The following is a 25,752-nucleotide window of genomic DNA, read 5'->3' as shown; positions in this document are numbered from 1 at the left end:
TGACATTTTTAAAAAAAGGAATGATGATGAAAATTCTTATTAGCGGTGGCGCAGGTTATATAGGTTCTCATACTTTAAGACAATTTTTAAAAACAGATCATGAAATTTGTGTTTTAGATAATCTTTCTAAGGGCTCTAAAATCGCAATAGAAGATTTGCAAAAAATAAGAGCTTTTAAATTTTTTGAACAAGATTTAAGTGATTTTCAAGGCGTAAAAGCATTGTTTGAGAGAGAAAAATTTGACGCTATTGTGCATTTTGCAGCGAGCATTGAAGTTTTTGAAAGTATGCAAAATCCTTTAAAATATTATATGAACAACACTGTTAATACAACAAATCTCATCGAAACTTGTTTGCAAACTGGAGTGAATAAATTTATATTTTCTTCAACGGCAGCCACTTATGGCGAACCACAAACTCCTGTTGTGAGCGAAACAAGTCCTTTAGCACCTATTAATCCTTATGGTCGTAGTAAGCTTATGAGCGAAGAAGTTTTGCGTGATGCAAGTATGGCAAATCCTGAATTTAAGCATTGTATTTTAAGATATTTTAATGTTGCAGGTGCTTGTATGGATTATACTTTAGGACAACGCTATCCAAAAGCGACTTTGCTTATAAAAGTTGCAGCTGAATGTGCCGCAGGAAAACGTGAAAAACTTTTCATATTTGGCGATGATTATGATACAAAAGATGGTACTTGCATAAGAGATTTTATCCATGTAGATGATATTTCAAGCGCGCATTTAGCAGCTTTGGATTATTTAAAAGAGAATGAAAGTAATGTTTTTAATGTAGGTTATGGACATGGTTTTAGTGTAAAAGAAGTGATTGAAGCGATGAAAAAAGTTAGCGGAGCGGATTTTAAAGTAGAACTTGCCCCACGCCGTGCGGGCGATCCTAGTGTGTTGATTTCTGATGCAAGTAAAATCAGAAATCTTACTTCTTGGCAGCCTAAATATGATGATTTAGAGCTTATTTGTAAATCTGCTTTTGATTGGGAAAAACAGTGTTAAAAAAACTTTTTTTTATTTTAAGCAAGGAAGATAAAAATTTTTTATTTTTCTTGCTTGTTTTTTCAGTATTTGTTTCTTTTATAGAAACTTTTTCAATTTCTTTGGTAATGCCTTTTATCACTTTGGCTAGTGATTTTTCTTATTTTGATCGCAATAAATATTTAATCAGCCTAAAAGAATATCTTAATATCCCTGTTTTTGAAATCATTGTTTATTTTGGAGTGGGGCTTATTGTTTTTTATGTGTTTAGAGCTTTGTTAAATGCGTATTATTTTCATCTTTTGGCAAGATTTTCTAAAGGGCGTTATCACGCGATTGCTTATAAGGTTTTTTCTAAATTTTTAAATATTAATTATGAAAAATTTACTCAAAAAAATCAATCTGAAATTTTAAAGTCCATTACAGGAGAAGTTTATAATCTAAGCACTATGATTTCATCATTTTTACTTTTGATGAGTGAAATTTTTGTAGTGCTTTTGCTTTATGCTTTAATGCTTTTGATTAACTATAAAATCACTTTATTTTTGAGTATTTTTATGGTGTTAAATGCCTTTATTTTAGTGAAAATTTTAAGTCCTATCATTAAAAAAGCAGGACTAAAACGTGAAGAAGCGATGAAAAATTTCTTCGAAATTTTAAATACAAATTTAAACAATTTCAAATTTATCAAGCTTAAAACTAAAGAAGATGGAGTGTTAAGCTTGTTTAAAGCACAAAGTGAAGCTTTTTCTAAAGCAAATATTACCAATGAAAGCGTAGCTGCAGTGCCTAGAATTTATCTTGAAGGAATAGGTTTTTGCGTACTTGTTTTTATCGTGGTATTTTTGGTTTTGAAAAATGAAAGTGATATTTCAGGTATTTTATCCACGATTTCTATTTTTGTTTTAGCGCTTTATCGCTTAATGCCAAGCGCAAATCGTATTATCACAAGTTATCATGATTTGCTTTATTATCACTCTTCTTTGGATATTATTTATCAAAATTTAAGACAAGAAGAAGAAAATTTGGGCGAGGAAAAATTAAGCTTTAATCAAGAGCTTAAAATTTGCAATCTTAGCTTTGGTTATGAGGGAAAAAAACATTTATTTAAAAATCTTAATTTAAACATTAAAAAAGGCGAAAAAATCGCTTTTATAGGGGAGAGTGGTTGTGGAAAAAGTACCTTAGTAGATCTTATCATAGGACTTTTAAAACCAAAAGAAGGGCAAATTTTAATTGATAAGCAAGAGTTAAATGCAAGTAATGCAAAAAATTATCGCCAAAAAATAGGTTATATCCCGCAAAATATTTATCTTTTTAATGACAGCATAGCTAAAAATATCACTTTTGGAGATGCGGTTGATGAAGAAAAACTTAGTAAGGTTATCAAACAAGCAAATTTAGAGCATTTTATAAAAAATTTACCTCAAGGAGTGCAAACAAAAGTAGGTGATGGGGGGAGTAATTTAAGCGGGGGACAAAAACAACGCATAGCTATAGCAAGAGCTTTATATCTAGAGCCTGAAATTTTAGTGCTCGATGAAGCAACTTCTGCGCTTGATACTCAAAGTGAAGCAAAAATCATGGATGAAATTTATAAAATTTCTAAAGATAAAACCATGATTATTATCGCACATCGCCTTTCTACGATAACGCAATGTGATAAGGTTTATCGTTTAGAACACGGTAAGCTTAAAGAGGAGAAATGATGAAAATAAGCTTTATTATCGCAACTTTAAATTCAGGAGGCGCTGAGCGTGTTTTAGTAACCTTAGCTAATGCACTTTGTAAAGAGCATGAAGTAAGTATTATTAAATTTCATGCAGGAGAATCTTTTTATAAGCTTGAAAATGAAGTTAAAGTTACAAGTTTAGAACAATTTAGATTTGACACACTTTATCATAAAATCGCAAGTCGTTTTAAGAAATTTTTTGCTTTAAGAAAGGCTTTGAAAGAAAGTAAGGCTGATGTTTTTATTTCTTTTTTGGATACGACTAATATTGCTTGTATTGCTGCGAAAATAGGGCTTAAAACTCCACTCATTATAAGTGAGCATAGTAATGAAGCGTATTTAAAACCTAAAATTTGGCGTTTTTTAAGAAGGGTAAGTTATCCTTTTTGTGATGCTTTAAGTGTGCTTGGAAGCAGTGATAAGGTGTATTATGAAAGATTTGTAAAAAGGGTTAAGCTTTTATTAAACCCTTGCCATTTTAGCGAAGAAATTCCTTTTGATTCTAGTTTTGAAAAAGAAAATGTAGTTCTTTTTATAGGGCGTTTAGATCACAACAAAAACCCTGCAATGTTTTTAAAAGCTATAGCGCATTTGGATAAAAATTTGCAAGAAAATTATAAATTTGTTATAGCAGGAGATGGAGAGTTAAGGCAAGAACTTGAATACAAGGTAAAATCTTTAGGAATAAAAGTTGATTTTTTAGGACGCGTTGAAAATGTCAAGGCTCTTTATGAAAAAGCAAAAGCGCTTTGCCTTTGTTCTTTTGTAGAGGGTTTGCCAACGGTTTTAATTGAAAGTTTGTATTTTGAGGTTTGTAGAATTTCAAGTTCTTATTATAATGGTGCTAAGGATTTGATCAAAGATAATCATGACGGGCTTTTGGTAGGTTGTGATGATGAAATAGCACTTGCTAAAAAACTCGAACTTGTTTTAAATGATGAAAATTTTAGAAAAGAACTTGTAAATAATGCCAAACAAAGGTGTAAAGATTTTGAAATTTCTCATATCAAAGAAGAATGGCTTAAGCTTATAGTCGAGGTTAAAAATGCCTAAACTTTCTGTTATAGTACCAACTTTTAATCGTCAAGTTTTGTTAGAAAAGGCTATTAAAAGCATACAAAATCAAGATTTTAAAGATTTAGAAATTATTATAAGCGATGATAATTCTAGCGATGATACTAAAAGTGTGGTGCAAAATTTACAAAAAAATGATGATCGCATTAAGTATTTTTTAAATCAAAACTACAAACAAGGTCCAAATGGCAATAAAAATAATGGCTTAGATCAAGCAAGTGGCGAGTTTGTAACTTTTTTAGATGATGATGATGAACTTTTATCTGGGGCTTTAGGCATCTTAATGCAAAAAGCAAACGAAGGTTATGCTCATGTTTTTGGAAATTGTTTGATAGAAAAAGAAGGAAATTTAAGCAAGGAATTTAGCGGCAAGGGTTTGGAAAAAGATAGCGAAATTTCTAAAAAAGATTTTTTAATGGCTAAATTTAGCGGAGAGTTTTTTTCTGTTTTTAAAAAATCTCTACTTGAAAACAAGCGTTTTAATGAAGAATTTTATGGCAATGAAGCCACGCTTTGGGTAAATTTATACAAGGAAAAAAGTTTTTATATTCATAAGGCTTTTAGGATTTATAGGATTTTTAGGCAAGATAGCGTGACTTTAGGGGCGAGTAAAAATGCTTATAGGGTGTATTTGGGATATTTAGAGCTTGCTAAAATTTTAGAAAATGAACTTAGAATGAGTAAGGATAAAGATTATAAAAAAACTTGTGCGAGTTATTATAAAATGGCAGCTTATTATGCAAAACTTGCAAAAAATTATAAAGCTCTTTATAAATGTTTGTTTAAAAGCCTGAGTATAAAAATCAACGCTCCTGCTTTGATATTACTCATTTTAAGTATAATTCCAAATAATATGATTGAAAAATTATCGAAAATTCGGGTGGCTTTATGCAAAAATTAGGAATTTTTATTTATTCTTTAGGAAGTGGTGGTGCTGAAAGAGTTGTGGCGACTTTATTGCCTATTTTAAGTTTGAAATTTGAAGTGCATTTGATCTTGATGAATGATAAAATTTCTTATGAAATTCCAGAGTGTCAAATTCATTTTTTAGAATATTCAAAACCTAGTGAAAATCCTATTTTGAAATTTTTAAAATTACCTTTTTTGGCTTTAAAATACAAAAAACTTTGCAGAAATTTAGGCATTGATACAGAATTTGTTTTTTTAAATCGACCTAATTATATAGCTTTAATGGCAAGAATGTTTGGAAATAAAACTCGCCTTGTGATCAATGAATGCACTACGCCAAGTGTGATGTATGCGAAAAATAATTTTAATTCTTTGGCAAATAAATTTTTAATTTCTTTGCTTTACCCAAAAGCTGATTTAATCTTGCCTAATTCTAAGGGAAATTTAGAAGATTTAGTGCAAAATTTTAGTATAAATCCAAAAAAATGTGAAATTTTGTACAATGCCATCGATTTAGAAAACATAGAGCAAAAAGCCCTTGAAGACATAGCTTTAAAAGATAAATTTATTTTAAGTGTAGGCAGACTTGATAAAGGTAAAAATCATGCTTTATTAATTCGTGCTTATGCGAGATTGAAAACAGATTTAAAGCTTGTGATTTTAGGTGAAGGTGTGCTTAAAGATGAGCTTTTAGCTTTGATTAAAGAGTTAAATTTAGAAGAAAAGGTTTTGCTTTTAGGATTTGATAATAATCCTTATAAATACATGGCTAAATGCGAATTTTTTGCTTTTGCTTCTGTATTTGAAGGCTTTTCAAATGTTTTAATTGAAAGCTTAGCTTGTTCTTGTGCGGTGGTTTGCACTGATCATAAAAGTGGCGCAAGAGAGCTTTTTGGCGATGATGAATTTGGACTTTTAGTAGAAGTAGATAATGAAAACTCCATGTTTCAGGGTTTAAAAACTATGCTTGAAGACGATAAATTAAGAAAAGCGTATAAAAATAAGGCTAAAACTAGGGCTAAGGCCTTTGATAAAGTAAAAATTGCACGCGATGCTTTGAAATATTTATTAGGATAGAAGATGTTGAAAAAAGAGTATTTAAAAAACCCTTATTTAGTTTTATTTGTGATGATTATATTAGCTTATGTTTTTAGTGTATTTTGCAGGTTTTATTGGGTTTGGTGGGCAAGTGAGTTTAATGAGTATTTTTTCAATAATCAATTAATGATCATTTCAAACGATGGCTATGCCTTTGCTGAGGGCGCAAGAGATATGATAGCAGGTTTTCATCAGCCTAATGATTTGAGTTATTATGGATCTTCTTTATCCGCGCTTACTTATTGGCTTTATAAAGTCACACCTTTTTCTTTTGAAAGTATCATTTTATATATGAGTACTTTTTTATCTTCTTTGGTGGTGATTCCTATTATTTTGCTAGCTAATGAATACAAACGTCCTTTAATGGGCTTTGTAGCTGCTTTTTTAGCAAGCATAGCAAACAGTTATTATAATCGCACTATGAGCGGGTATTATGATACGGATATGCTGGTAATTGTTTTGCCTATGTTTATTTTATTTTTTATGGTAAGAATGATTTTAAAAAAAGACTTTTTTTCATTGATTGCCTTGCCGTTATTTATAGGAATTTATCTTTGGTGGTATCCTTCAAGTTATACTTTAAATGTAGCTTTAATTGGACTTTTTTTAATTTATACACTTATTTTTCATAGAAAAGAAAAGATTTTTTATATAGCTGTGATTTTGTCTTCTCTTACTCTTTCAAATATAGCATGGTTTTATCAAAGTGCCATTATAGTAATACTTTTTGCTTTATTCGCCTTAGAGCAAAAACGCTTAAATTTTATGATTATAGGAATTTTAGGTAGTGCAACTTTGATATTTTTGATTTTAAGCGGTGGGGTTGATCCTATACTTTATCAGCTTAAATTTTATATTTTTAGAAGTGATGAAAGTGCGAATTTAACACAGGGCTTTATGTATTTTAATGTCAATCAAACCATACAAGAAGTTGAAAATGTAGATCTTAGCGAATTTATGCGAAGAATTAGTGGTAGTGAAATTGTTTTCTTGTTTTCTTTGTTTGGTTTTGTATGGCTTTTGAGAAAACATAAAAGTATGATTATGGCTTTACCTATATTGGTGCTCGGGTTTTTAGCCTTAAAAGGGGGGCTTAGATTTACCATTTATTCTGTACCTGTAATGGCCTTAGGATTTGGTTTTTTATTGAGCGAGTTTAAGGCTATATTGGTTAAAAAATATAGCCAATTAACTTCAAATGTTTGTATTGTTTTTGCAACTATTTTGACTTTAGCTCCAGTATTTATCCATATTTACAACTATAAAGCACCAACAGTTTTTTCTCAAAATGAAGCATCATTATTAAATCAATTAAAGAATATAGCCAATAGAGAAGATTATGTGGTAACTTGGTGGGATTATGGTTATCCTGTGCGTTATTATAGCGATGTGAAAACTTTAGTAGATGGTGGAAAGCATTTAGGTAAGGATAATTTTTTCCCTTCTTTTGCTTTAAGCAAAGATGAACAAGCTGCAGCTAATATGGCAAGACTTAGTGTAGAATATACAGAAAAAAGCTTTTATGCTCCGCAAAATGATATTTTAAAAACAGACATTTTGCAAGCCATGATGAAAGATTATAATCAAAGTAATGTGGATTTGTTTCTAGCTTCATTATCAAAACCTGATTTTAAAATCGATACACCAAAAACTCGTGATATTTATCTTTATATGCCCGCTAGAATGTCTTTGATTTTTTCTACGGTGGCTAGTTTTTCTTTTATTAATTTAGATACAGGAGTTTTGGATAAACCTTTTACCTTTAGCACAGCTTATCCACTTGATGTTAAAAATGGAGAAATTTATCTTAGCAATGGAGTGGTTTTAAGCGATGATTTTAGAAGTTTTAAAATAGGTGATAATGTGGTTTCTGTAAATAGTATCGTAGAGATTAATTCTATTAAACAAGGTGAATATAAAATCACTCCAATCGATGATAAGGCTCAGTTTTATATTTTTTATTTAAAGGATAGTGCTATTCCTTACGCACAATTTATTTTAATGGATAAAACCATGTTTAATAGTGCTTATGTGCAAATGTTTTTTTTAGGAAATTATGATAAGAATTTATTTGACTTGGTGATTAATTCTAGAGATGCTAAGGTTTTTAAACTTAAAATTTAAGGGTTGAAAATGAGAATAGGATTTTTATCACATGCAGGAGCAAGTATTTATCATTTTAGAATGCCTATTATAAAAGCATTAAAAGATAGAAAAGATGAAGTTTTTGTTATAGTGCCACAAGATGAATACACGCAAAAACTTAGAGATCTTGGCTTAAAAGTAATTGTTTATGAGCTTTCAAGAGCTAGCTTAAATCCTTTTGTGGTTTTAAAGAATTTTTTTTATCTTGCTAAGGTTTTGAAAAATTTAAATCTTGATCTTATTCAAAGTGCGGCACATAAAAGCAATACCTTTGGAATTTTAGCAGCAAAATGGGCAAAAATTCCTTATCGTTTTGCTTTGGTAGAAGGCTTGGGTTCTTTTTATATAGATCAAGGTTTTAAGGCAAATTTAGTGCGTTTTGTTATTAATAATCTTTATAAATTAAGTTTTAAATTTGCACACCAGTTCATTTTTGTCAATGAAAGTAATGCTGAGTTTATGCGGAATTTAGGACTTAAAGAAAATAAAATTTGCGTGATAAAATCTGTAGGGATCAATTTAAAAAAATTTTTTCCTATTTATGTAGAATCGGAAAAAAAAGAGCTTTTTTGGAAAAATTTAAACATAGATAAAAAACCCATTGTGCTTATGATAGCAAGAGCTTTATGGCATAAAGGTGTAAAAGAATTTTATGAAAGTGCTGCTATGCTAAAAGACAAGGCAAATTTTGTTTTAGTTGGTGGAAGAGATGAAAATCCTTCTTGTGCAAGTTTGGAGTTTTTAAACTCTGGCGTGGTGCATTATTTGGGTGCTAGAAGTGATATAGTCGAGCTTTTACAAAATTGTGATATTTTTGTTTTACCAAGCTATAAAGAAGGCTTTCCTGTAAGTGTTTTGGAGGCAAAAGCTTGTGGTAAGGCTATAGTGGTGAGTGATTGTGAAGGTTGTGTGGAGGCTATTTCTAATGCTTATGATGGACTTTGGGCAAAAACAAAAGATGCCAAGGATTTAAGCGAAAAAATTTCACTTTTATTAGAAGATGAAAAATTAAGATTAAATTTAGCTAAAAATGCCGCCCAAGATGCTTTACAATACGATGAAAATAATATCGCACAGCGTTATTTAAAACTTTATGATAGGGTAATTAAGAATGTATGAAAAAGTTTTTAAAAGAATTTTTGATTTTATTTTAGCTTTAGTGCTTTTAGTGCTTTTTTCTCCGGTGATTTTACTCACTGCTTTACTTTTAAAAATCACTCAAGGAAGTGTGTTTTTTACCCAAAATCGCCCTGGTTTAGATGAAAAAATTTTTAAAATTTATAAATTTAAAACCATGAGCGATGAAAGAGATGAAAAGGGTGAGTTATTAAGCGATGAATTGCGTTTGAAAGCTTTTGGAAAAATTGTTAGAAGCTTAAGTTTGGATGAGCTTTTGCAACTTTTTAATGTCTTAAAAGGGGATATGAGTTTTGTTGGACCTAGACCTCTTTTGGTTGAGTATTTATCTCTTTATAATGAAGAGCAAAAATTGCGTCATAAAGTGCGTCCAGGTATAACAGGATGGGCGCAGGTAAATGGAAGAAATGCTATTTCTTGGCAGAAAAAATTCGAGCTTGATGTGTATTATGTGAAAAATATTTCTTTTTTACTTGATTTAAAAATCATGTTTTTAACAGCCTTAAAGGTTTTAAAACGAAGCGGGGTAAGCAAAGAAGGTTATGTTACAACAGAGAAATTTAATGGCAAGAACTGAAAAAATTTATATTTATGGTGCTAGTGGTCATGGGCTTGTTTGTGAAGATGTGGCTAAAAATATGGGCTATAAAGAATGTATTTTTTTAGATGATTTTAAAGGAATGAAATTTGAAAGCACCTTGCCAAAATATGATATTTTTATAGCCATAGGAAACAATGAAATTCGAAAAAAGATTTATCAAAAAATTTTAGAAAATGGCTTTAAAATTGTTAATCTTATCCATAAAAGCGCGCTTATAAGTCCTAGTGCAAGTGTGGAAGAAAATGCAGGGATTTTAATCATGCCTTATGTAGTAGTTAACGCTAAAGCCAAAATAGAAAAAGGCGTGATTTTAAATACTTCAAGTGTGATTGAGCATGAATGCATGATAGGGGAATTTTCTCATGTAAGCGTAGGGGCTAAATGTGCGGGTAATGTAAAAATCGGTAAAAATTGTTTTTTAGGGATTAATTCTTGTGTTTTGCCTAATTTAAGCTTAGCAGATGATAGTATTTTAGGTGGTGGAGCAACTTTAGTTAAAAATCAAGATGAAAAAGGTGTTTTTGTGGGAGTGCCTGCAAAAAGAAAAATATAAAATGATTATAAAAAGATTTTTGTTTGATTCTTTGTAAATTTTTTTAGGTAAAATAGAGTCAATTTATAAAAATTTTGTTTTACACAAAGGATAAATCATGAGATTTTTTCTTTCTCCTCCGCATATGGGCGGCAATGAATTAAAATACATAGAAGAAGTTTTCAAAAGTAATTATATAGCACCTTTGGGTGAATTTGTAAATCGCTTTGAACAAAGTGTAAAAGATTATAGTAAAAGCGAAAATGCCTTAGCTTTAAATTCAGCCACAGCGGCTTTACATTTAGCCTTAAGGGTTGCAGGGATAAAACAAGATGATATCGTTTTGGCTTCTTCTTTTACTTTTATCGCTTCAGTAGTACCTATTTGTTATCTTAAAGCAAAACCTGTATTTATAGATTGTGATGAAACTTATAATATCGATGTAGATTTGTTAAAACTTGCCATTAAAGAATGTGAAAAAAAACCAAAAGCATTGATTTTAACTCATCTTTATGGCAATGCGGCTAAAATGGATGAAATTGTTGAAATTTGCAAAGAAAATGAAATTGTTTTAATCGAAGATGCTGCCGAAGCTTTAGGAAGTTTTTATAAGAATAAAGCCTTAGGAACTTTTGGAGAATTTGGAGCTTATTCTTATAATGGCAATAAAATCATCACCACTTCAGGTGGAGGTATGCTTATAGGAAAAAATAAAGAAAAGATTGAAAAAGCAAGATTTTATAGCACTCAAGCAAGGGAAAATTGTTTGCATTATGAACATTTAGATTATGGTTATAATTACCGTTTAAGCAATGTTTTAGGAGCTATTGGCGTAGCACAAATGGAGGTTTTAGAACAAAGAGTGCTTAAAAAAAGAGAAATTTATGAGTGGTATAAAGAATTTTTAGGAGAGCATTTTAGCTTTTTAGATGAATTAGAAAATTCAAGAAGTAATCGCTGGTTAAGTACAGCTTTGATTGATTTTGATAAAAATGAACTTAATGCTTGTCAAAAAGATATAAATATCAGTCAAAAAAATATCGCTTTGCATCCAAAAATTTCAAAACTCATAGAAGATTTGAAAAATGAACAAATAGAAACAAGACCATTATGGAAAGCTATGCACACTCAAGAAGTATTTAAAGGAGCTAAGGCTTATCTTAATGGCAATAGTGAGTTATTTTTCCAAAAAGGAATTTGTTTGCCAAGTGGCACGGCGATGAGTAAAGATGATGTTTATCAAATTTCAAAACTGATCTTAAAGAGCATAAAGGCTTAAAATGATTTTTTATAAAAGCAAAAGATTAGCATTTTTTTTAACTTCAGATATTGTTTTAATTTTACTTAGCGTTTATCTGGCTTTTTCTTTGAGATTTAGTGGAGATATTCCGAGTATTTTTTATCATGGTATGATGATTTCTGCTATTATTTTGCTTGTTTTAAAACTTTCATTTTTGTTTGTTTTTAGAATTTATAAAGTAGCTTGGAGATTTTTTTCTCTCAATGAAGCAAGAAAAATTTTTATTGCTTTGCTTTTAGCTGAGTTTTGTTTTTTTCTTATTTTTTATTTTTTTAGTGATTTTTTTAATCCTTTTCCAAGAAGTGCTATTGTGATAGATTTTGTTCTTTCTTATATGTTTATAGGTACTTTAAGAATTAGCAAAAGAATGCTTGTGGATTTTAAACCTTCTAAAATGAAAGAAGAAGAAACTCCTTGTGTTGTAGTAGGGGCAACTTCTAAGGCTTTGCATTTGTTAAAAGGCGCAAAAGAAGGTTCTTTAGGACTTTTTCCTGTGGGTGTAGTTGATGCGAGGAAAGAGCTTATAGGGACTTATTGTGATAAATTTATTGTAGAAGAAAAAGAAAAAATAAAATCTTATGTAGAACAAGGGGTAAAAACTGCCATTATTGCTTTAAGACTTGAACAAGAAGAGCTTAAAAAACTTTTTGAAGAACTTGTAGCTTATGGTATTTGCGATGTAAAAATATTTTCTTTTACAAGAAATGAAGCAAGAGATATCAGTATAGAAGACTTGCTTGCTAGAAAACCAAAAGATTTAGACGATAGTGCTGTGGCGGCTTTTTTAAAAGACAAGGTAGTTTTGGTAAGTGGAGCAGGTGGAACTATAGGCAGTGAACTTTGTAAGCAATGTATTAAATTTGGCGCTAAGCATCTTATCATGGTTGATCATAGTGAGTATAATCTTTATAAAATCAATGATGATTTAAATTTATATAAAGAAAAAATTACTCCTATTTTGTTAAGTATTTTAGATAAGCAAAGTTTAGATGAGGTATTAAAAACTTATAAACCTGAGCTTATTTTACATGCAGCCGCTTATAAACATGTGCCTCTTTGCGAACAAAATCCACATTCAGCAGTAATTAATAATATTTTAGGAACTAAAATTTTATGCGATAGTGCTAAAGAAAATAAAGTAGCTAAATTTGTGATGATAAGTACAGATAAAGCAGTGCGACCAACAAATATTATGGGTTGCACTAAGAGAGTTTGCGAGCTTTATACTTTAAGTATGAGTGATAAAAATTTTGAAGTTGCTTGTGTGCGTTTTGGTAATGTTTTAGGTTCTAGTGGTAGTGTGATACCGAAATTTAAAGCACAAATTGCCAATAATGAGCCTTTAACTTTAACACACCCTGATATAGTGCGTTATTTTATGCTTGTGGCTGAGGCAGTGCAACTTGTTTTACAAGCTGGAGCTATTGCAAAAGGGGGAGAACTTTTTGTTTTGGATATGGGTAAGCCTGTAAAAATCATAGATTTAGCTAAAAAAATGCTTTTACTTTCTAATCGTAATGATTTAGAAATTAAAATCACAGGCTTAAGAAAAGGCGAGAAGCTTTATGAAGAGCTTTTGATTGATGAAAATGATGCTAAAACGCAATATGAGAGTATTTTTGTAGCAAAGAATGAAAAGGTTGATCTTGATTGGCTTAATAAAGAGATAGAAAATTTACAAATATGTGAAGATATTTCAGAAGCTTTATTAAAGATTGTGCCTGAATTTAAACACAATAAAGAAGGTGTATAATGTATATAAAAGATATACAAAGATTTGAAGATAATCGCTATCGCGCTAGAGCTTATATGAGTTATATTTTAACAAGAAATTTACCTAATAAACTTCCTGACATTCACCTTGAAACGATTAAAACAGCTTTAGATAAAATAGCTCATGAAGTTGTTGTTTTTGATGCTTTGTATATTTTAGATATTTCAGGCATGCAAATAGAAAATGCAATTTCCTTAAATAAGGCTCATGAAATAGGGCAGGGTGAGGATAGAAGTACTCGTTCTTATTTTTATAGAGCTGTAAAATTAAGACGATGCGTTTTAAGCGATCCTTATCCTTCGGTTTTAAACAACGAACTTTGCGTGACAGCTTCTATGCCAATTTACGATGATAAAAATAACTTGCTTTTTGTTGTTTGTATCGATATCAAGCTTGAAGATATTTTAAGGATTATTCAAGCAGGAAAATTTGAGTTTGTTTTTACTCAATTTAGTCGTTTGGTATATTTTTGTTTCGCACTGGTTTTATTTGTGATTACTTGCTTTTTATTTCAAAAAGGTTTTTTTAGTCTTTTTGATAATCAAGCTATAGGTATAGAACATATGTTTGAAAGTACTATTGCTATAACTTTAGCTTTAGCTATTTTCGATTTGGCAAAAACTTTGATCGAACAAGAAGTATTAGGAAAAACAAAAAAAGAAGAAGGCGGAATTCAAAAAACTATGGTGAGATTTTTAGGTTCTATTATCATTGCTTTGGCTATAGAAGCTTTGATGTTGGTATTTAAACTTGCTATTGGTGATTTTTCTCAGATGATTTATGCGATTTATCTTATCGGTGGAGTAAGCTTGCTTCTTTTAGGTTTAAGTGTATATTTATTTACGGTTAAGTATAAAAATAATAATATTTGAGTAAAATTTTAAATAAAAGATGATATAATGCTATTTTTTAAAATTTTTTAGCTTGATTAATAAGGCTAAAAAGGGTAAAATAAAACTATAAAAACTTTGAAAGGACGAAATTGTGAAATTGTTAGTTGTTGATGACAGTTCTACTATGAGAAGGATTATTAAAAATACCCTAACAAGACTTGGACACGATGATGTTTTAGAAGCCGAGCATGGCGTTGAAGCTTGGGATTTATTAACTAAAAATGAAGATGTAAAAGTTTTAATTACAGATTGGAATATGCCAGAAATGAATGGCTTGGAGTTGGTAAAAAAAGTAAGAGCAGAGAAAAAATATGAAGATATGCCTATTATCATGGTTACAACTGAGGGCGGAAAAGCTGAAGTGATTACTGCTTTAAAAGCTGGCGTAAATAACTATATTGTAAAACCTTTTACTCCACAAGTTTTAAAAGAAAAGCTTGAAGATGTTTTAGGAATAGGAAGTGGAGAAGGTGCAGCTGAGTAAAGGCTGATTTTTAAAATTCTAAATGCAAAAAAAATATTACGAATTGTTCTTTATCGTAGAAGAGCAGTATAAAAATTTATTTCTTGATTTTGCTTTTGATTTAGGTATAGAAGCTATAGAAGAGAAAGATAATGGTGTTTATATTAGATCCCATGAGAGTTTAGAAGAGCTTTCATGGGCACTTGAAATATTTGCTCAAAAACTTACAACTACTTTCAATTTAAACCATAAAATTATTTCTAATTTAAGTCTTGTAGAGAAAGAAAACAAGGACTGGATACGAGAATATAAAAACGGCATAAAACCTATTTTAGTGGATAATGTTTATATCCATACCACTTGGCAAGAAGAAAAAAAGAATTATATAAATATAAAGATTAATCCAGCCTTAGCCTTTGGCTCAGGACATCATGAAAGCACATATTCTTGTGTAAAATTTTTACAAAAATTTTCTAAAAGTAAATTAAGAGCCTTAGATCTTGGTTGCGGTAGTGGAATTTTAGGTATTATCATGGCAAAGTTTGGCTGTAATGTTGAAATTTGTGATACTGATGAGTTGGCTATTGATAGTTCTTTGGAAAATGCAAGATTAAATGATGTCGATTTTCATAAGACTTGGTGTGGATCTATAGATAAAGCAAATGGTTTATATAACCTAATTGTTGCAAATATCATTGCAGATGTGATTTTAATTTTAGAAAAAGATATTAAAAACCATTTAGAAGATAATGCTATACTTATTTTGTCAGGAATTTTAGATAAATATTCAACAAGAATTAAAGAAAAATTTCAAGATTTAGAACTCATTGATGAAATGCAAATCAATGAGTGGTGTAGTTTTGTATATAAAAACAATAAAAAGGATAAGTAATGAATAATAATACCCCAAATAATAAGGGTAATCCGCAGGGTAATAATTTTTTTAACAAAAATCCCATTTTTATTTTTGCGATTTTTGCAATTGTAATGATAATTATTTTTAAGGGATTTTTTGATGGCAATGGTTCTTTTGGTGGGGCATTGAATGGTAATGAAGTAAATAAAAATGTCCCTTATTCTGAGTTAAAAAAGCTTATTGAAAATGGACAAATCAATCAAGTTAGTATAGGACAAACAACAATCAAAGCAATTTCAAGCTCTCACAATACTGTTTATACAGCAAAAAAAGTTAACGATCCTGAGCTTGTGAGTTTACTAGATAGTAAAAATATCGCTTATGGTGCGTATTCTGAAACAAATTGGTTTACGGATATACTTTTTTCATGGGTTTTGCCAGTATTTATTTTCTTTGGTATTTGGATGTTTTTGGCAAGTCGTATGCAAAAAAATATGGGAAGTTCTATATTGGGCATAGGAAGCTCTAAGAAGCTTGTAAATTCAGAAAAACCTAAAGTAAAATTTAGCGATGTGGCTGGTGTTGAAGAAGCTAAAGAAGAAGTAAAAGAAATTGTAGATTTTTTAAAGTATCCTGAAAGATATATTAAATTGGGAGCGAAAATTCCAAAAGGGCTTTTGCTTGTTGGGCCTCCAGGTACAGGAAAAACCTTGCTTGCAAAAGCAGTTGCAGGTGAAGCTGATGTGCCGTTTTTTAGTGTTTCAGGCTCGTCTTTTATAGAAATGTTTGTGGGTGTAGGTGCTTCTCGTGTGAGAGATTTGTTTGAAAATGCAAAAAAAGAAGCTCCTGCTATTGTTTTCATAGATGAAATAGATGCTATTGGTAAAAGTCGTGCGGCAAGTGGCATGATGGGTGGAAACGATGAAAGAGAACAAACTTTAAATCAGCTTTTGGCTGAAATGGATGGCTTTGGGACAGAAAGTTCCCCAGTCATTGTTTTAGCAGCAACAAATCGCCCAGAAGTTTTAGATGCAGCACTTTTAAGACCAGGAAGGTTTGATAGACAAGTTTTGGTTGATAAACCTGATTTTAAAGGTAGGTGTGATATTTTAAAAGTGCACATGAAAGATGTAAAAATCTCCCCAAAAGTTAAGGTAGAAGACATAGCACGCTTAACCGCAGGACTTGCAGGAGCTGATCTTGCAAATATTATTAATGAAGCGGCACTTTTAGCGGGTAGGGATTCTAAAAAATATGTAGAACAAAATGATTTAGTTGAAGCTGTTGAAAGAGCTATAGCAGGACTTGAGAAGAAATCACGTCGTATTAATGAAAAAGAAAAGAAAATTGTTACTTATCATGAATGTGGTCATGCTTTAATCGCTGAAACTACCAAAGGTGCAAAACGTGTAAGTAAGGTTTCTGTGATTCCGCGTGGTCTTGCGGCTTTAGGTTATACTTTAAATACTCCTGAGGAAAATAAATTTTTAATGCAAAAACATGAGCTTATCGCTGAAGTAGATGTACTTTTGGGTGGTCGTGCAGCTGAAGAAGTGTTTATAGGTGAAATTTCAACGGGTGCAAGTAATGATTTAGAAAGAGCAACCGATATCATAAAAGCTATGATTTCTATGTATGGTATGAGTGAAATTGCAGGACTTATGGTGCTTGAAAAACAAAGAAATACTTTCTTAAGTGGTGGACAAACCATAAAAGATTATTCTGAAAAGATGGCAGAATCTTTAGATGATTATGTAAAGAAAACCTTAGATGAACGCTATAAAGATGTTAAAGATACTTTAAATACTTATAAAGGAGCGATTGAGACTATGGTAGCAGCCCTTTATGAAGAAGAGACTATTGAAGGCGCTAAAGTGCGTGAGATTATTAAAGAGTTTGAGGAACAAAATAGTCTACCAACTCGTTTGCAAGAGCTCGAAGAAGTTAAAATTGAAGTTAAAGTAGAAGAATGAAAGATTTTATTGCAAAAGATGGATATTTAAGTCTTATTATTTTAAGCTTGATTTTTATTTTTGTGTGGATTTTTTATTCTTTTTCCATCCTACTATTAGCATTAATTGTAATTTGTATTTTTCTTTTTAGAGCACCCAAAAGAGAACTTGTTTGTAGTGATGAAAAAGCTATTTTTGCACCTATAGATGGCAGGGTTACTAAAATAGAAAATATTCATCATAAAGATTTAGGTGAATGTGTTGAAATTACTATTAAAAATGCTCTTTATGATGCTGGGAATTTTAATACACCTTTTGCAATGTCTATAATAGATATTCGTTTACGACACGGGCTTTTTTTGTGCAGTGAATTAAAATCTGCAAAAATGATGAATGAAAGAGCTTTTATTTTGGCAAAAGTTAAAGAGAATAAAACGATAGCCTTGCGAATTTATGCAGGTTCTTTTGATAGAAAATTAAAGCTCGATAATATTTCTCATGATTTAAAAGCAGGAGATAAAATGGGTTTTTTAATTAATGGCTCTATAAGTTTACTTTTACCAAAAGATACTAGAATTCATATAGGCTTAAATGATGAAATTAAAGCAGGTTCATTGTTAGGCTATTTTGCGTAAGGAAAAATAATGAATAACAGACCGCAATTAATTTATATTTTACCCAATCTTTTTACAGCTGCTTCAGCTTTTTTAGGGGTTATTTCTATTATAGCTTCAATACATGGAAATTATTATACAGCTTTGATTTATATTATTTTATCTTTGATTTGCGATGGGCTTGATGGCCGTGTTGCAAGACTTACAAATTCTACTTCAAAATTTGGAGTAGAATTTGATTCTTTAGCTGATCTAGTAGCTTTTGGAGTTGCTCCAGCGGTTCTTTTTTATATGGCTATAGGTTATGATTTTGGAAAACTTGGATCTTTGATTACGGCTTTTTTTGTGGTTTTTGGAGCTATTCGTTTGGCGAGATTCAATGTTACCACAGGCACTTATGAACCTTCTGTTTTTATAGGTCTTCCTATACCTACTGCAGCAGTTGTGAGTGCTATATGGACTTATGCGTTTATCAGTTATGATTTTTTAAAGCCTTATGGTGTAGTTTTTTTGGTGCTTCAAGCAATTTTAGGGCTTTTAATGGTAAGTAATATACGCTATCCTAGCTTTAAAAAGCTTGATTTTAATCGTTCTAGCGTTTTAAAAGTTTTGATTATTTTAATTATAATATTTTCATTTTTATATCTTTACCCTCTTGAAAGTTTAGTAATTTTAGCAAGCTTGTATGTGCTTTATGGAATTATTCGGGTTTTATATACCATTATTGTTTCAAAATTTAAGATAAGAAATCAAGAGTAAAATTTTTCAATGACTTCGCATTCTTCTTGAGTGAAGCCAGCTTTGATTCTTGCTTGAATGTTAAGTTTTTTTCCTGCAAGAGAGAATTGTTTAAACGTTTTACAAAGCTCGATAAAATCATACTTGTTTTGATTTGAAAATTTCCACCAAGTATCTCCTTTTTTAACGTGTTTTATTTCATCATTAAGTATAATTTCAAGATATTCCATTAAAAGATTTTTAATGGAGTGATTGGAGCTTTCAAGTTTTTGAACAACAAAGGGGTTGGCATCAAGCCCTTTAGCTTCTAAACCTCTATGAACTACTCCCATTCTAAAGCTTAAAGAGTCTTTTGTAGCTTCTAGAGCAGATTCTAAATTATCATGTACTGGAAAATCTCCATATTTATAACCAAGTTCTTCAAGTACTGAATTTAAAAGTTTGAAATGTTTAATTTCTTCATCTGCTACCTCCAGCCAATCGTAATAAAATTGCAAAGGTAGATTTTTAAAGCGATAGCTAGCATCTAAAGCTAGGTTAATTGCATTAAATTCTATATGAGCGACTGAATGAATTATTTTAGCAAGCGCATGAGTTGAATTGACAAATTTAGGTCTTCTTATACGCGTAGGATGAAGTAAGGTAATTTGTTGTGATGTATTTTTTTTGAAAATGCTTTGATTCTCGTGATTAAAAATAAATTTGTGGCTTTTAAAGTCTTCATAAAAATTTTGAAAAGAGTGAAATTTTATATTTGTATTTTTTTCATATAAAATATTTTGAAGCTCTTGAAAAAATTCTTTTTGCATTTAAAACTTTCTTGAAAATTATAAAATTTTATCATTTAAAATTGAAATTTTAATTATATAATATAAAAATTATTTTACAAGGGTAAATCATGAAGGAATTAAATGAAGAAGAAAAAAAAGTAATTTTAAATAAAGGAACAGAAGCTCCTTTTAGTGGGAAATATAATGATTTTTATGAAAAAGGAATTTATCAATGCAAGCAATGTGGAGCTTCGCTTTATAAATCCGAAGATAAATTTAAATCAGGTTGTGGATGGCCTAGCTTTGATGATGAAATAAGAGGGGCTATTAAAAGAATTCCTGATAAAGATGGGATTAGAACCGAGATTGTGTGTGCAAACTGCAATGGACATTTAGGTCATGTTTTTGAAGGAGAAGGGTTTTCTGCTAAAAATGTAAGACATTGTGTAAATTCTATTTCTTTGGAATTTGTAAAAACTAAGGATTGATAGTGTTTTCTAGTATGGGTTCTGAGCTTTATTTGATATTTTTTGCTGCAATTACTTTACTTGCCATCTTAAATCCTTTTGGTAATTTAACTCAATTTTTGGCTATGAGTGATGGATTACCTATAATGCTTCGGAAAAAACTTTTTAGAACTATTGTCTATACAGCTTTTACTATAGTTTTGGTATTTTTATTATCAGGACCTTTATTTATGAACTATATTTTTAGAGTTTCATTAGATGATTTAAGGGTTTCTGGTGGTTTGGTTCTTATTGTAATGGCTATTAAAAATTTACTTTTTTCAACAAAAATTGTAACTAAGGATTTTAGTTCTTATCAGGATATGGATGATAAGGAAATTTTAAGACAGAGTTTAATACCTATGGCATTTCCTATGCTTGTTGGACCTGGAACTTTAGCTAGTATTGTCGTTATAGCCGAAGATGGTGGGCTTGATGTTGCTCTTGGCGGAGTAATGATAGCTTTTGTTTTTATGTTTATACTTTTTCATTTTGCAGCTACTATAGAAAAAATAGTTGGAAAATTGATTTTACATGTTTTTTCTCGCATAGCACAAGTGTTTATTGCTGCTATGGGGTTTAAGATGATTATTGTAGGTTTAAAGGATATATTTAACTTATAAATTAATATAATTTTAAGTAAATAATACTATATAAATATGATATAATTTTAAAATAATTTATTATTAAAAAGGTAAGTTTTATGTTTGGTGCTAAGAAAAACAATACTGAAATAATTGAACAACTTGAAAAAAAGTGTAATGGCTTAGGAGATATTTTAAGATCTATTGGGAATACTATGGCGGTAATTGAATTTACCACCGATGGCGTTATTTTAGAGGCAAATCAAAATTTTTTAACAACTATGAAATACTCCCTTTCAGAGATTAAGGACAAGCATCATAGTATGTTTTGCTTGCCTGAAGTTGTTAATTCTTCAGCATATAGTGATTTTTGGAAAGATTTAAGAGATGGAAAAGCTAGAAGTGGTCTTTTTAGACGTATAGCCAAGGGAGGGATAGATGTTTATTTAGAAGCAAATTATCTTCCAATTAGTGATAATAATGGTCATGTTTATAAAATTATTAAATTTGCTAATGATATAACTCAAAGACATTATGAAATGCTTGATCTTAGAAATACTATTGCTGCTGCTAATCGTTCTATGGCTATTATTGAATTTAAACCTGATGGGACTATTATTACAGCTAATGAAAATTTTTTAAGAACTATGGACTTTAATATTGATGAGATTAAAGGAAAGCATCATAGCATGTTCTGTGATTCTAATTATAGACACTCTAAGGACTATGTTCAATTTTGGGAAGATTTAAGAGAGGGTAAATTTCAATCAGGTAAATATATAAGATACGGAAGAAATAATAAAAAAGTATACCTTGAAGCAAGTTATAATCCGGTTAAAAATGATGATGGAAAAATTTACAAGATTATTAAATTTGCTACAGATATAAGCGAACAAGTTAAAAAAGATCAAGAAAAACTTCGTCTAATAAGCGAGCTTGCAGAAAAAAATGATAATCTTACCCAAGATGGAGATCGTGTAATTGAAAACACTGTTTCAAATGTTCAGAATATTGCTGATATGATGTCTCAAAGTTCAAATCTTGTTTCTTCATTAAATCAACAATCAGATGAAATTAAATCTATTATTCAGACTATTAGTGATATTGCTGATCAGACTAATCTTCTTGCTTTAAATGCTGCTATTGAGGCAGCGCGTGCTGGTGAACATGGTAGAGGTTTTGCTGTTGTTGCTGATGAAGTAAGAAATTTAGCTGAAAGAACAGGGCATTCAGTTAATGAAATTACCACTACGATTAATTCTATTCGTAATGTTACATCACAAGTGGTTGAGAGCATTAAAAGCGGTTTAGAGGATGTTAATCAGAGTGTTGAACTTGCAAAAGAAGCAAGAGAATGTATGGAGAAAATTCGTGAAAGCTCTGCTGAAGTTGCTAAAGCAATGTCATAAGCGTGATTTTCACGCTTATTTTTTAAGTAATTAAATCTTTAAAATTTTTAAAACCACTTTCTTGATTGCATTTTTCTTTTAAAATATTTAAAAATTCTTTCCTAGAAATATTATGAGCACCCATAAATTCTAAATGTTGGTTATAAACTTGACAATCTATGATAAAATCATAAGGTTTTAGTAAATCACAAAGTTTAATCATGGCAGCTTTAGATGCATTTTTTTTAATGCTTACCATGCTTTCACCAAAGAAAACCTTGCCTAAAATTAAACCATAAATTCCACCTATAAGTTCATTATTTTCATAAAGTTCAAGGCTATGCGCATAGCCTTGGGTAAATAACTTATAATAAGTGGTAATAAATTCATCATCTATCCAGCTTTGAGAGCGTGTATCGCGACATAATGTAATTAATTTTAAAAAATCATAATCAAGTTTAATTTGATAGAGATTAATAAATTTTTTCATATTTTTTTGGATGTGAATTTGATTTGGAATTAAAATGCATCTAGGATCTGGACACCACCAAGTTACAGGTTTACTTGTCCATGGGAATAGACCAAAAGTATAAGCTTTTACAATAAAATCAGCTTCTAAATTTTGACTTAAAAATACAGGGGCATTTTTAGGTGCATTGAGTAATTTAGAATATAAATTCGAGCTTTCCATTTTTACCAAGTTTGATTTTAGCTATACCGCCTTTTTTAAGCTTTCCGAATAAAATTTCATCACTGATTTTTTCTCCTATCTCCTCAGAAATTATGCGTTTTAAAAGCCTTACTCCAAATTCTTTATTATAGGCTTTTTTAGCTAAATAAATTTTAGCTTTATCATCCACTGATAATTTTATATTATTTAAATTTTTAGAAATTTCATCAAGTTCTTTTTCGATAATTTTAACAAGTATAGCATCGTTTAAATCATTAAAATGTAAAATTTTATCAATACGATTAATAAATTCTGGAGCAAAAAAGTCTTTGATAGCACGATTACTTTTTTCTTCATTTTTGCTTAAAAAACCAAGCTCATTGCTTTCTTTAAGTCCTAGATTAGATGTCATAATAATGATTGTATTTTTAAAATCTACTTTAAGACCGCTATTGTCGGTGAGTTCAGCATTGTCAAAAATCTGTAAAAAGGTATTACTTAAATCAGGATGAGCCTTTTCTATTTCGTCAAAAAGAACAAGACTGAAAGGATTTTTGCGGATAGCATTGCTTAAAAGTCCACCCTCTTCAAAACCTATATATCCAGCTGGAGATCCTATTAGTTTACTTATAGCATGTTTTTCTGCATATTCACTCATATCAAAGCGTTCTAAATTTAAACCTAAAAATTCAGCTAAAGCTTTGCAAAGTTCTGTTTTTCCAACTCCACTTGATCCAGTAAACAAAAACACTCCGCGTGGTGTATTGGAATTTTTAAATCCTGCGAAACTTTGCTTAAGTGATGAAACAAGACTATCTATAACTTCATCTTGGCCAAAAATTTTTGCTTTTAAATTTGTTTTTAAATTCATTAAAGCTTTATTTTGATCGAATTCAAACATTTTGTGATGGTGGGTCATTTTTGCTAAAACATTTTCTAAATCTTTTAAATTGACATTTTTTTTAGCTTTTGGATTTAAAGCAAAAGAAGCGCCAAGTTCATCGATCAGATCTATAGCACAATCAGGTAAAAATTTATCATTAAAAAATTTTTTACCCCAAATTACAGCATATTGAAGAATTTCATCGTTTAATTTTATATGATGAAATTCTTCATATTTGTTTTTTAATCCTTTAAGAATTTGCAAGCTTTCTTCTTGGCTTGGTTCATCTACATTTATTTTAGCAAAACGGCGACTTAGGGGTTTATTTTTATCAAAAGTATTTTTATATTCCATAAAAGTTGTTGCACCTATGCATTTTAAAGTTCCATTACTTAGAGCTGGTTTTAAAAGATTGGAAAAATCAGTATGAGATTCTCCTGTGCTTCCAGCTCCTACTATAGTGTGAATTTCATCAATAAATAAAATAGCATTGGGTATTTTCTCAAGTTCATTTAAAATTTCTTTAATTCTTTTCTCAAAATCTCCACGGTATTTTGTTCCCGCAAGTATACTAGCCATATCAAGACTAAAAATTTTTGCATTTTGTAAGTTTTTAGGCACCTTTTTTTCCGCAATAGCCAATGCTAATCCTTCTACAATGGCCGTTTTGCCAACTCCTGCTTCTCCTACTAAAATAGGATTATTTTTCTTGCGACGTGAAAGAATTTGCATCATTCTTTCAAGTTCAAATTTTCTTCCTATTAAAGGATCAATCTTGCCATTTTGAGCTAAAAGTGTTAAATCACTTGCGTGGTTGCTTAAATTTTGTATATTTTTATGATTTTGAAGTTCTTGAATTTTGTTAAGATTTATGTTGTGTTTTTTTAAGAGATAGCTAGAATAACTTCTTGAATCCTGTATGAGCTTTTCTAAAAAATCTATAATTTTAATTTCATTATTTTTATTTTTAAGTGAAAGTAAGATTTCATCTAAAACAACAGATATTGTAGGTTCTATTTCTTGTTTAATAATTTGATTGTTTTGAGAAATGTAATTTTTTAATTCAGTTTCTAGAAGTTCAAGATCTCCATCTGAAAATTCTTCAAATATATCCTTAAAATCAGTGCTTAGTTTTAGTAATGCAAACAGCACATGCTCACAGGTAACAAATTCATGGTGGTTTATTAAGCTTAGATTTTTGGCATTATCAAGATATTTTTGTAAATTTTCTTGGTATTTCATTCTTCTTCTACCTTCGCTTGTAGTGGAAAATTAGCAAGTTTAGCCGCATCTATAACTTTTTTTTGTTTTGAAAGAGCTATTTCTTGAGTGTAAATGCCACAAATTCCAGAACCATTGTGATGAATTTCTAACATTGTTTGACTTGCTTTCTCAAGGTTTTGATGAAAAATATTCATCAAAATTTCTATAACAAAATCCATAGTTGTTACATCATCATTTAAGAGTATAACTTTATACATTTTTGGTTCACTAAGTTTTATTTGTTCTAGAGTTTGGGTTTTTGGCATTATTTTCCTTTGTAGATTTTATTTAAATCTTCTTGCATGAGTTCTGTTGGAATTTTACCAAGATAAAAATTTGTTGGAGCATTATTATTCCAGTAATCGCTTATTTTTTGATAAATTCCATTTTTTAAAACAACCTTAAAAGGAAGTTGCTCCATATTTTGATAGTCTATATCTTTTAAAATTTGAGCAATAATACGATCGTTAGAGCTGCCATTGCTTAGAAAATAGTAAGCACCATAATCATCTGCGAATTTTTTAACTGTTTCATCGCTAACATCTTCAAAATGCGTAAGTCCTATAATGATAAATTTGCTAGAATTATTTTTCCAAAGTTTACTAAGATCTAAAGCTTCTTCTTTACATGGGGTGCAAAAAGTGCCAAAAAAATCAAACATTAAAACTTTTCCTTCCTCTCCTTCTACCACAAAACCTTTATCTGTTCTTATTAAAGTTTTGCTTCCACCATTTACACTATTTAAGACTATTTTATCTCCTTTGTGATACTCTTCAAACATAAAATCATTTTGAATTTCTTCTTCTTTGGAGCAAGCATTAAGAAAAAATGTTAAACTTATTAAAAATAGGGTTAAAATTTTTTTCATTTAATTTCCT

25 protein-coding genes are annotated in these 25,752 nt (G+C 30.1%); 20 read left to right on the top strand and 5 right to left on the bottom strand.

Annotated features, from left to right (window positions below):
* Positions 1–26 precede the first annotated feature (26 nt).
* From galE to pssA, 17 genes are all read left to right on the top strand, one after another.
* Positions 27–1,013 carry a UDP-glucose 4-epimerase GalE gene (gene galE, locus AJN69_RS07155; RefSeq protein WP_044780178.1) on the top strand — a complete coding sequence of 329 codons (987 nt, stop codon included), beginning with the start codon at positions 27–29 and terminating at the stop codon, positions 1,011–1,013.
* On the top strand, positions 1,007–2,701 hold the full coding sequence (gene pglK, locus AJN69_RS07150) for an ABC-type lipopolysaccharide transporter PglK (RefSeq protein WP_044780179.1): 1,695 nt from the start codon (positions 1,007–1,009) through the stop codon (positions 2,699–2,701). Before galE ends, pglK begins: the two co-directional genes overlap by 7 nt.
* Entirely contained in the window at positions 2,698–3,777 is a 1,080-nt protein-coding gene (pglH, locus tag AJN69_RS07145) for a GalNAc-alpha-(1->4)-GalNAc-alpha-(1->3)-diNAcBac-PP-undecaprenol alpha-1,4-N-acetyl-D-galactosaminyltransferase (RefSeq protein WP_079396366.1), read from the top strand. Before pglK ends, pglH begins: the two co-directional genes overlap by 4 nt.
* Positions 3,770–4,699: a GalNAc(5)-diNAcBac-PP-undecaprenol beta-1,3-glucosyltransferase gene (pglI, locus tag AJN69_RS07140; protein ID WP_044780181.1), complete on the top strand. Its 930-nt coding sequence runs from the start codon at positions 3,770–3,772 to the stop codon at positions 4,697–4,699. Before pglH ends, pglI begins: the two co-directional genes overlap by 8 nt.
* Positions 4,687–5,784 (top strand): N-acetylgalactosamine-N,N'-diacetylbacillosaminyl-diphospho-undecaprenol 4-alpha-N-acetylgalactosaminyltransferase, encoded by a 1,098-nt coding sequence (gene pglJ, locus AJN69_RS07135; RefSeq protein ID WP_044780182.1) that lies wholly within the window; start codon positions 4,687–4,689, stop codon positions 5,782–5,784. The genes pglI and pglJ overlap by 13 nt, the downstream gene beginning before the upstream one ends.
* 3 nt (positions 5,785–5,787) lie before the next feature.
* Positions 5,788–7,929 (top strand): undecaprenyl-diphosphooligosaccharide--protein glycotransferase, encoded by a 2,142-nt coding sequence (pglB, locus tag AJN69_RS07130; RefSeq protein ID WP_044780183.1) that lies wholly within the window; start codon positions 5,788–5,790, stop codon positions 7,927–7,929.
* Between the two features lie 9 nt (positions 7,930–7,938).
* A complete protein-coding gene (gene pglA, locus AJN69_RS07125; protein WP_044780184.1) occupies positions 7,939–9,069 on the top strand; it encodes a N,N'-diacetylbacillosaminyl-diphospho-undecaprenol alpha-1,3-N-acetylgalactosaminyltransferase in 1,131 nt (376 codons plus the stop codon).
* A complete protein-coding gene (pglC, locus tag AJN69_RS07120) occupies positions 9,062–9,664 on the top strand; it encodes an undecaprenyl phosphate N,N'-diacetylbacillosamine 1-phosphate transferase (protein ID WP_044780185.1) in 603 nt (200 codons plus the stop codon). The genes pglA and pglC overlap by 8 nt, the downstream gene beginning before the upstream one ends.
* Positions 9,651–10,241 (top strand): UDP-N-acetylbacillosamine N-acetyltransferase, encoded by a 591-nt coding sequence (gene pglD, locus AJN69_RS07115; protein ID WP_044780281.1) that lies wholly within the window; start codon positions 9,651–9,653, stop codon positions 10,239–10,241. The genes pglC and pglD overlap by 14 nt, the downstream gene beginning before the upstream one ends.
* A gap of 97 nt (positions 10,242–10,338) precedes the next feature.
* Entirely contained in the window at positions 10,339–11,499 is a 1,161-nt protein-coding gene (gene pglE, locus AJN69_RS07110) for a UDP-N-acetylbacillosamine transaminase (protein WP_044780186.1), read from the top strand.
* A gap of 1 nt (position 11,500) precedes the next feature.
* Positions 11,501–13,273, top strand: coding sequence for a UDP-N-acetylglucosamine 4,6-dehydratase (configuration-retaining) (pglF, locus tag AJN69_RS07105; RefSeq protein WP_044780187.1), 1,773 nt, complete (start codon positions 11,501–11,503; stop codon positions 13,271–13,273).
* Positions 13,273–14,166 (top strand): PDC sensor domain-containing protein, encoded by an 894-nt coding sequence (locus AJN69_RS07100; protein ID WP_002861835.1) that lies wholly within the window; start codon positions 13,273–13,275, stop codon positions 14,164–14,166. Before pglF ends, AJN69_RS07100 begins: the two co-directional genes overlap by 1 nt.
* Before the next feature lie 112 nt (positions 14,167–14,278).
* Positions 14,279–14,671, top strand: a complete 393-nt coding sequence (locus AJN69_RS07095; protein ID WP_032603349.1) for a chemotaxis response regulator CheY — start codon at positions 14,279–14,281, stop codon at positions 14,669–14,671.
* Positions 14,672–14,693: 22 nt separating this feature from the next.
* Positions 14,694–15,542: a 50S ribosomal protein L11 methyltransferase gene (locus AJN69_RS07090; protein ID WP_044780188.1), complete on the top strand. Its 849-nt coding sequence runs from the start codon at positions 14,694–14,696 to the stop codon at positions 15,540–15,542.
* Positions 15,542–17,479 (top strand): ATP-dependent zinc metalloprotease FtsH, encoded by a 1,938-nt coding sequence (gene ftsH / locus AJN69_RS07085; protein ID WP_002861832.1) that lies wholly within the window; start codon positions 15,542–15,544, stop codon positions 17,477–17,479. The genes AJN69_RS07090 and ftsH overlap by 1 nt, the downstream gene beginning before the upstream one ends.
* Positions 17,476–18,093: a phosphatidylserine decarboxylase gene (locus tag AJN69_RS07080; protein WP_002861831.1), complete on the top strand. Its 618-nt coding sequence runs from the start codon at positions 17,476–17,478 to the stop codon at positions 18,091–18,093. Before ftsH ends, AJN69_RS07080 begins: the two co-directional genes overlap by 4 nt.
* A gap of 9 nt (positions 18,094–18,102) precedes the next feature.
* Positions 18,103–18,831, top strand: coding sequence for a CDP-diacylglycerol--serine O-phosphatidyltransferase (pssA, locus tag AJN69_RS07075; protein ID WP_002859122.1), 729 nt, complete (start codon positions 18,103–18,105; stop codon positions 18,829–18,831).
* Here the strand turns inward: pssA and AJN69_RS07070 are convergent.
* Positions 18,822–19,619: a ferritin-like domain-containing protein gene (locus AJN69_RS07070; RefSeq protein ID WP_002870517.1), complete on the bottom strand. Its 798-nt coding sequence runs from the start codon at positions 19,617–19,619 to the stop codon at positions 18,822–18,824. The genes pssA and AJN69_RS07070 overlap by 10 nt on opposite strands.
* An 89-nt stretch (positions 19,620–19,708) precedes the next feature.
* On the opposite strand from AJN69_RS07070, the gene AJN69_RS07065 reads away from it, so the two are divergent.
* The 3 genes from AJN69_RS07065 to cetZ all read left to right on the top strand — a co-directional run bounded on the left by AJN69_RS07065 (position 19,709) and on the right by cetZ (position 22,079).
* On the top strand, positions 19,709–20,068 hold the full coding sequence (locus AJN69_RS07065) for a methionine-R-sulfoxide reductase (protein ID WP_002861829.1): 360 nt from the start codon (positions 19,709–19,711) through the stop codon (positions 20,066–20,068).
* Positions 20,069–20,082: 14 nt separating this feature from the next.
* The gene (locus AJN69_RS07060; RefSeq protein WP_079396821.1) at positions 20,083–20,709 is read left to right on the top strand and encodes a MarC family protein; all 627 of its coding nucleotides are present in this window, start codon (positions 20,083–20,085) and stop codon (positions 20,707–20,709) included.
* 80 nt (positions 20,710–20,789) lie between these two features.
* A complete protein-coding gene (cetZ, locus tag AJN69_RS07055; RefSeq protein ID WP_044780190.1) occupies positions 20,790–22,079 on the top strand; it encodes an energy taxis response protein CetZ in 1,290 nt (429 codons plus the stop codon).
* A 22-nt stretch (positions 22,080–22,101) separates the two neighbouring features.
* Here cetZ and aat read toward each other — a convergent pair whose 3' ends face one another.
* The 4 genes from aat to AJN69_RS07035 are packed head-to-tail and all read right to left on the bottom strand — an operon-like array spanning position 22,102 to position 25,742.
* Positions 22,102–22,749 carry a leucyl/phenylalanyl-tRNA--protein transferase gene (aat, locus tag AJN69_RS07050; RefSeq protein WP_044780191.1) on the bottom strand — a complete coding sequence of 216 codons (648 nt, stop codon included), beginning with the start codon at positions 22,747–22,749 and terminating at the stop codon, positions 22,102–22,104.
* Positions 22,724–24,853 carry an AAA family ATPase gene (locus AJN69_RS07045; RefSeq protein ID WP_044780192.1) on the bottom strand — a complete coding sequence of 710 codons (2,130 nt, stop codon included), beginning with the start codon at positions 24,851–24,853 and terminating at the stop codon, positions 22,724–22,726. The genes aat and AJN69_RS07045 overlap by 26 nt, the downstream gene beginning before the upstream one ends.
* Positions 24,850–25,140, bottom strand: coding sequence for an ATP-dependent Clp protease adaptor ClpS (locus AJN69_RS07040; protein ID WP_044779145.1), 291 nt, complete (start codon positions 25,138–25,140; stop codon positions 24,850–24,852). The genes AJN69_RS07045 and AJN69_RS07040 overlap by 4 nt, the downstream gene beginning before the upstream one ends.
* On the bottom strand, positions 25,140–25,742 hold the full coding sequence (locus tag AJN69_RS07035) for a TlpA disulfide reductase family protein (RefSeq protein WP_044780193.1): 603 nt from the start codon (positions 25,740–25,742) through the stop codon (positions 25,140–25,142). The genes AJN69_RS07040 and AJN69_RS07035 overlap by 1 nt, the downstream gene beginning before the upstream one ends.
* Between the last annotated feature and the right edge of the window lie 10 nt (positions 25,743–25,752).

It is taken from the genome of Campylobacter sp. BCW_4338 (assembly GCF_001763255.1).
Taxonomy (GTDB): domain Bacteria; phylum Campylobacterota; class Campylobacteria; order Campylobacterales; family Campylobacteraceae; genus Campylobacter_D; species Campylobacter_D jejuni.
The sequence above is the reverse complement of the archived record's forward strand: the minus strand, read 5'-3'. Positions and strand labels throughout refer to the sequence as shown.

Coding starts and splice junctions, on each gene's coding strand:
- ftsH (WP_002861832.1), top strand. CDS start 15,542: ATGAATAATAATACCCCAAATAATAAGGGTAATCCGCAGGGTAATAAT.
- pssA (WP_002859122.1), top strand. CDS start 18,103: ATGAATAACAGACCGCAATTAATTTATATTTTACCCAATCTTTTTACA.
- pglC (WP_044780185.1), top strand. CDS start 9,062: ATGTATGAAAAAGTTTTTAAAAGAATTTTTGATTTTATTTTAGCTTTA.
- AJN69_RS07060 (WP_079396821.1), top strand. CDS start 20,083: ATGGGTTCTGAGCTTTATTTGATATTTTTTGCTGCAATTACTTTACTT.
- AJN69_RS07090 (WP_044780188.1), top strand. CDS start 14,694: ATGCAAAAAAAATATTACGAATTGTTCTTTATCGTAGAAGAGCAGTAT.
- AJN69_RS07070 (WP_002870517.1), bottom strand. CDS start 19,619: ATGCAAAAAGAATTTTTTCAAGAGCTTCAAAATATTTTATATGAAAAA.
- AJN69_RS07035 (WP_044780193.1), bottom strand. CDS start 25,742: ATGAAAAAAATTTTAACCCTATTTTTAATAAGTTTAACATTTTTTCTT.
- cetZ (WP_044780190.1), top strand. CDS start 20,790: ATGTTTGGTGCTAAGAAAAACAATACTGAAATAATTGAACAACTTGAA.
- pglJ (WP_044780182.1), top strand. CDS start 4,687: ATGCAAAAATTAGGAATTTTTATTTATTCTTTAGGAAGTGGTGGTGCT.
- pglE (WP_044780186.1), top strand. CDS start 10,339: ATGAGATTTTTTCTTTCTCCTCCGCATATGGGCGGCAATGAATTAAAA.
- pglA (WP_044780184.1), top strand. CDS start 7,939: ATGAGAATAGGATTTTTATCACATGCAGGAGCAAGTATTTATCATTTT.
- pglD (WP_044780281.1), top strand. CDS start 9,651: ATGGCAAGAACTGAAAAAATTTATATTTATGGTGCTAGTGGTCATGGG.
- AJN69_RS07040 (WP_044779145.1), bottom strand. CDS start 25,140: ATGCCAAAAACCCAAACTCTAGAACAAATAAAACTTAGTGAACCAAAA.
- AJN69_RS07080 (WP_002861831.1), top strand. CDS start 17,476: ATGAAAGATTTTATTGCAAAAGATGGATATTTAAGTCTTATTATTTTA.
- AJN69_RS07045 (WP_044780192.1), bottom strand. CDS start 24,853: ATGAAATACCAAGAAAATTTACAAAAATATCTTGATAATGCCAAAAAT.
- galE (WP_044780178.1), top strand. CDS start 27: ATGAAAATTCTTATTAGCGGTGGCGCAGGTTATATAGGTTCTCATACT.
- pglF (WP_044780187.1), top strand. CDS start 11,501: ATGATTTTTTATAAAAGCAAAAGATTAGCATTTTTTTTAACTTCAGAT.
- pglI (WP_044780181.1), top strand. CDS start 3,770: ATGCCTAAACTTTCTGTTATAGTACCAACTTTTAATCGTCAAGTTTTG.
- aat (WP_044780191.1), bottom strand. CDS start 22,749: ATGGAAAGCTCGAATTTATATTCTAAATTACTCAATGCACCTAAAAAT.
- pglH (WP_079396366.1), top strand. CDS start 2,698: ATGATGAAAATAAGCTTTATTATCGCAACTTTAAATTCAGGAGGCGCT.
- AJN69_RS07065 (WP_002861829.1), top strand. CDS start 19,709: ATGAAGGAATTAAATGAAGAAGAAAAAAAAGTAATTTTAAATAAAGGA.
- AJN69_RS07100 (WP_002861835.1), top strand. CDS start 13,273: ATGTATATAAAAGATATACAAAGATTTGAAGATAATCGCTATCGCGCT.
- pglB (WP_044780183.1), top strand. CDS start 5,788: ATGTTGAAAAAAGAGTATTTAAAAAACCCTTATTTAGTTTTATTTGTG.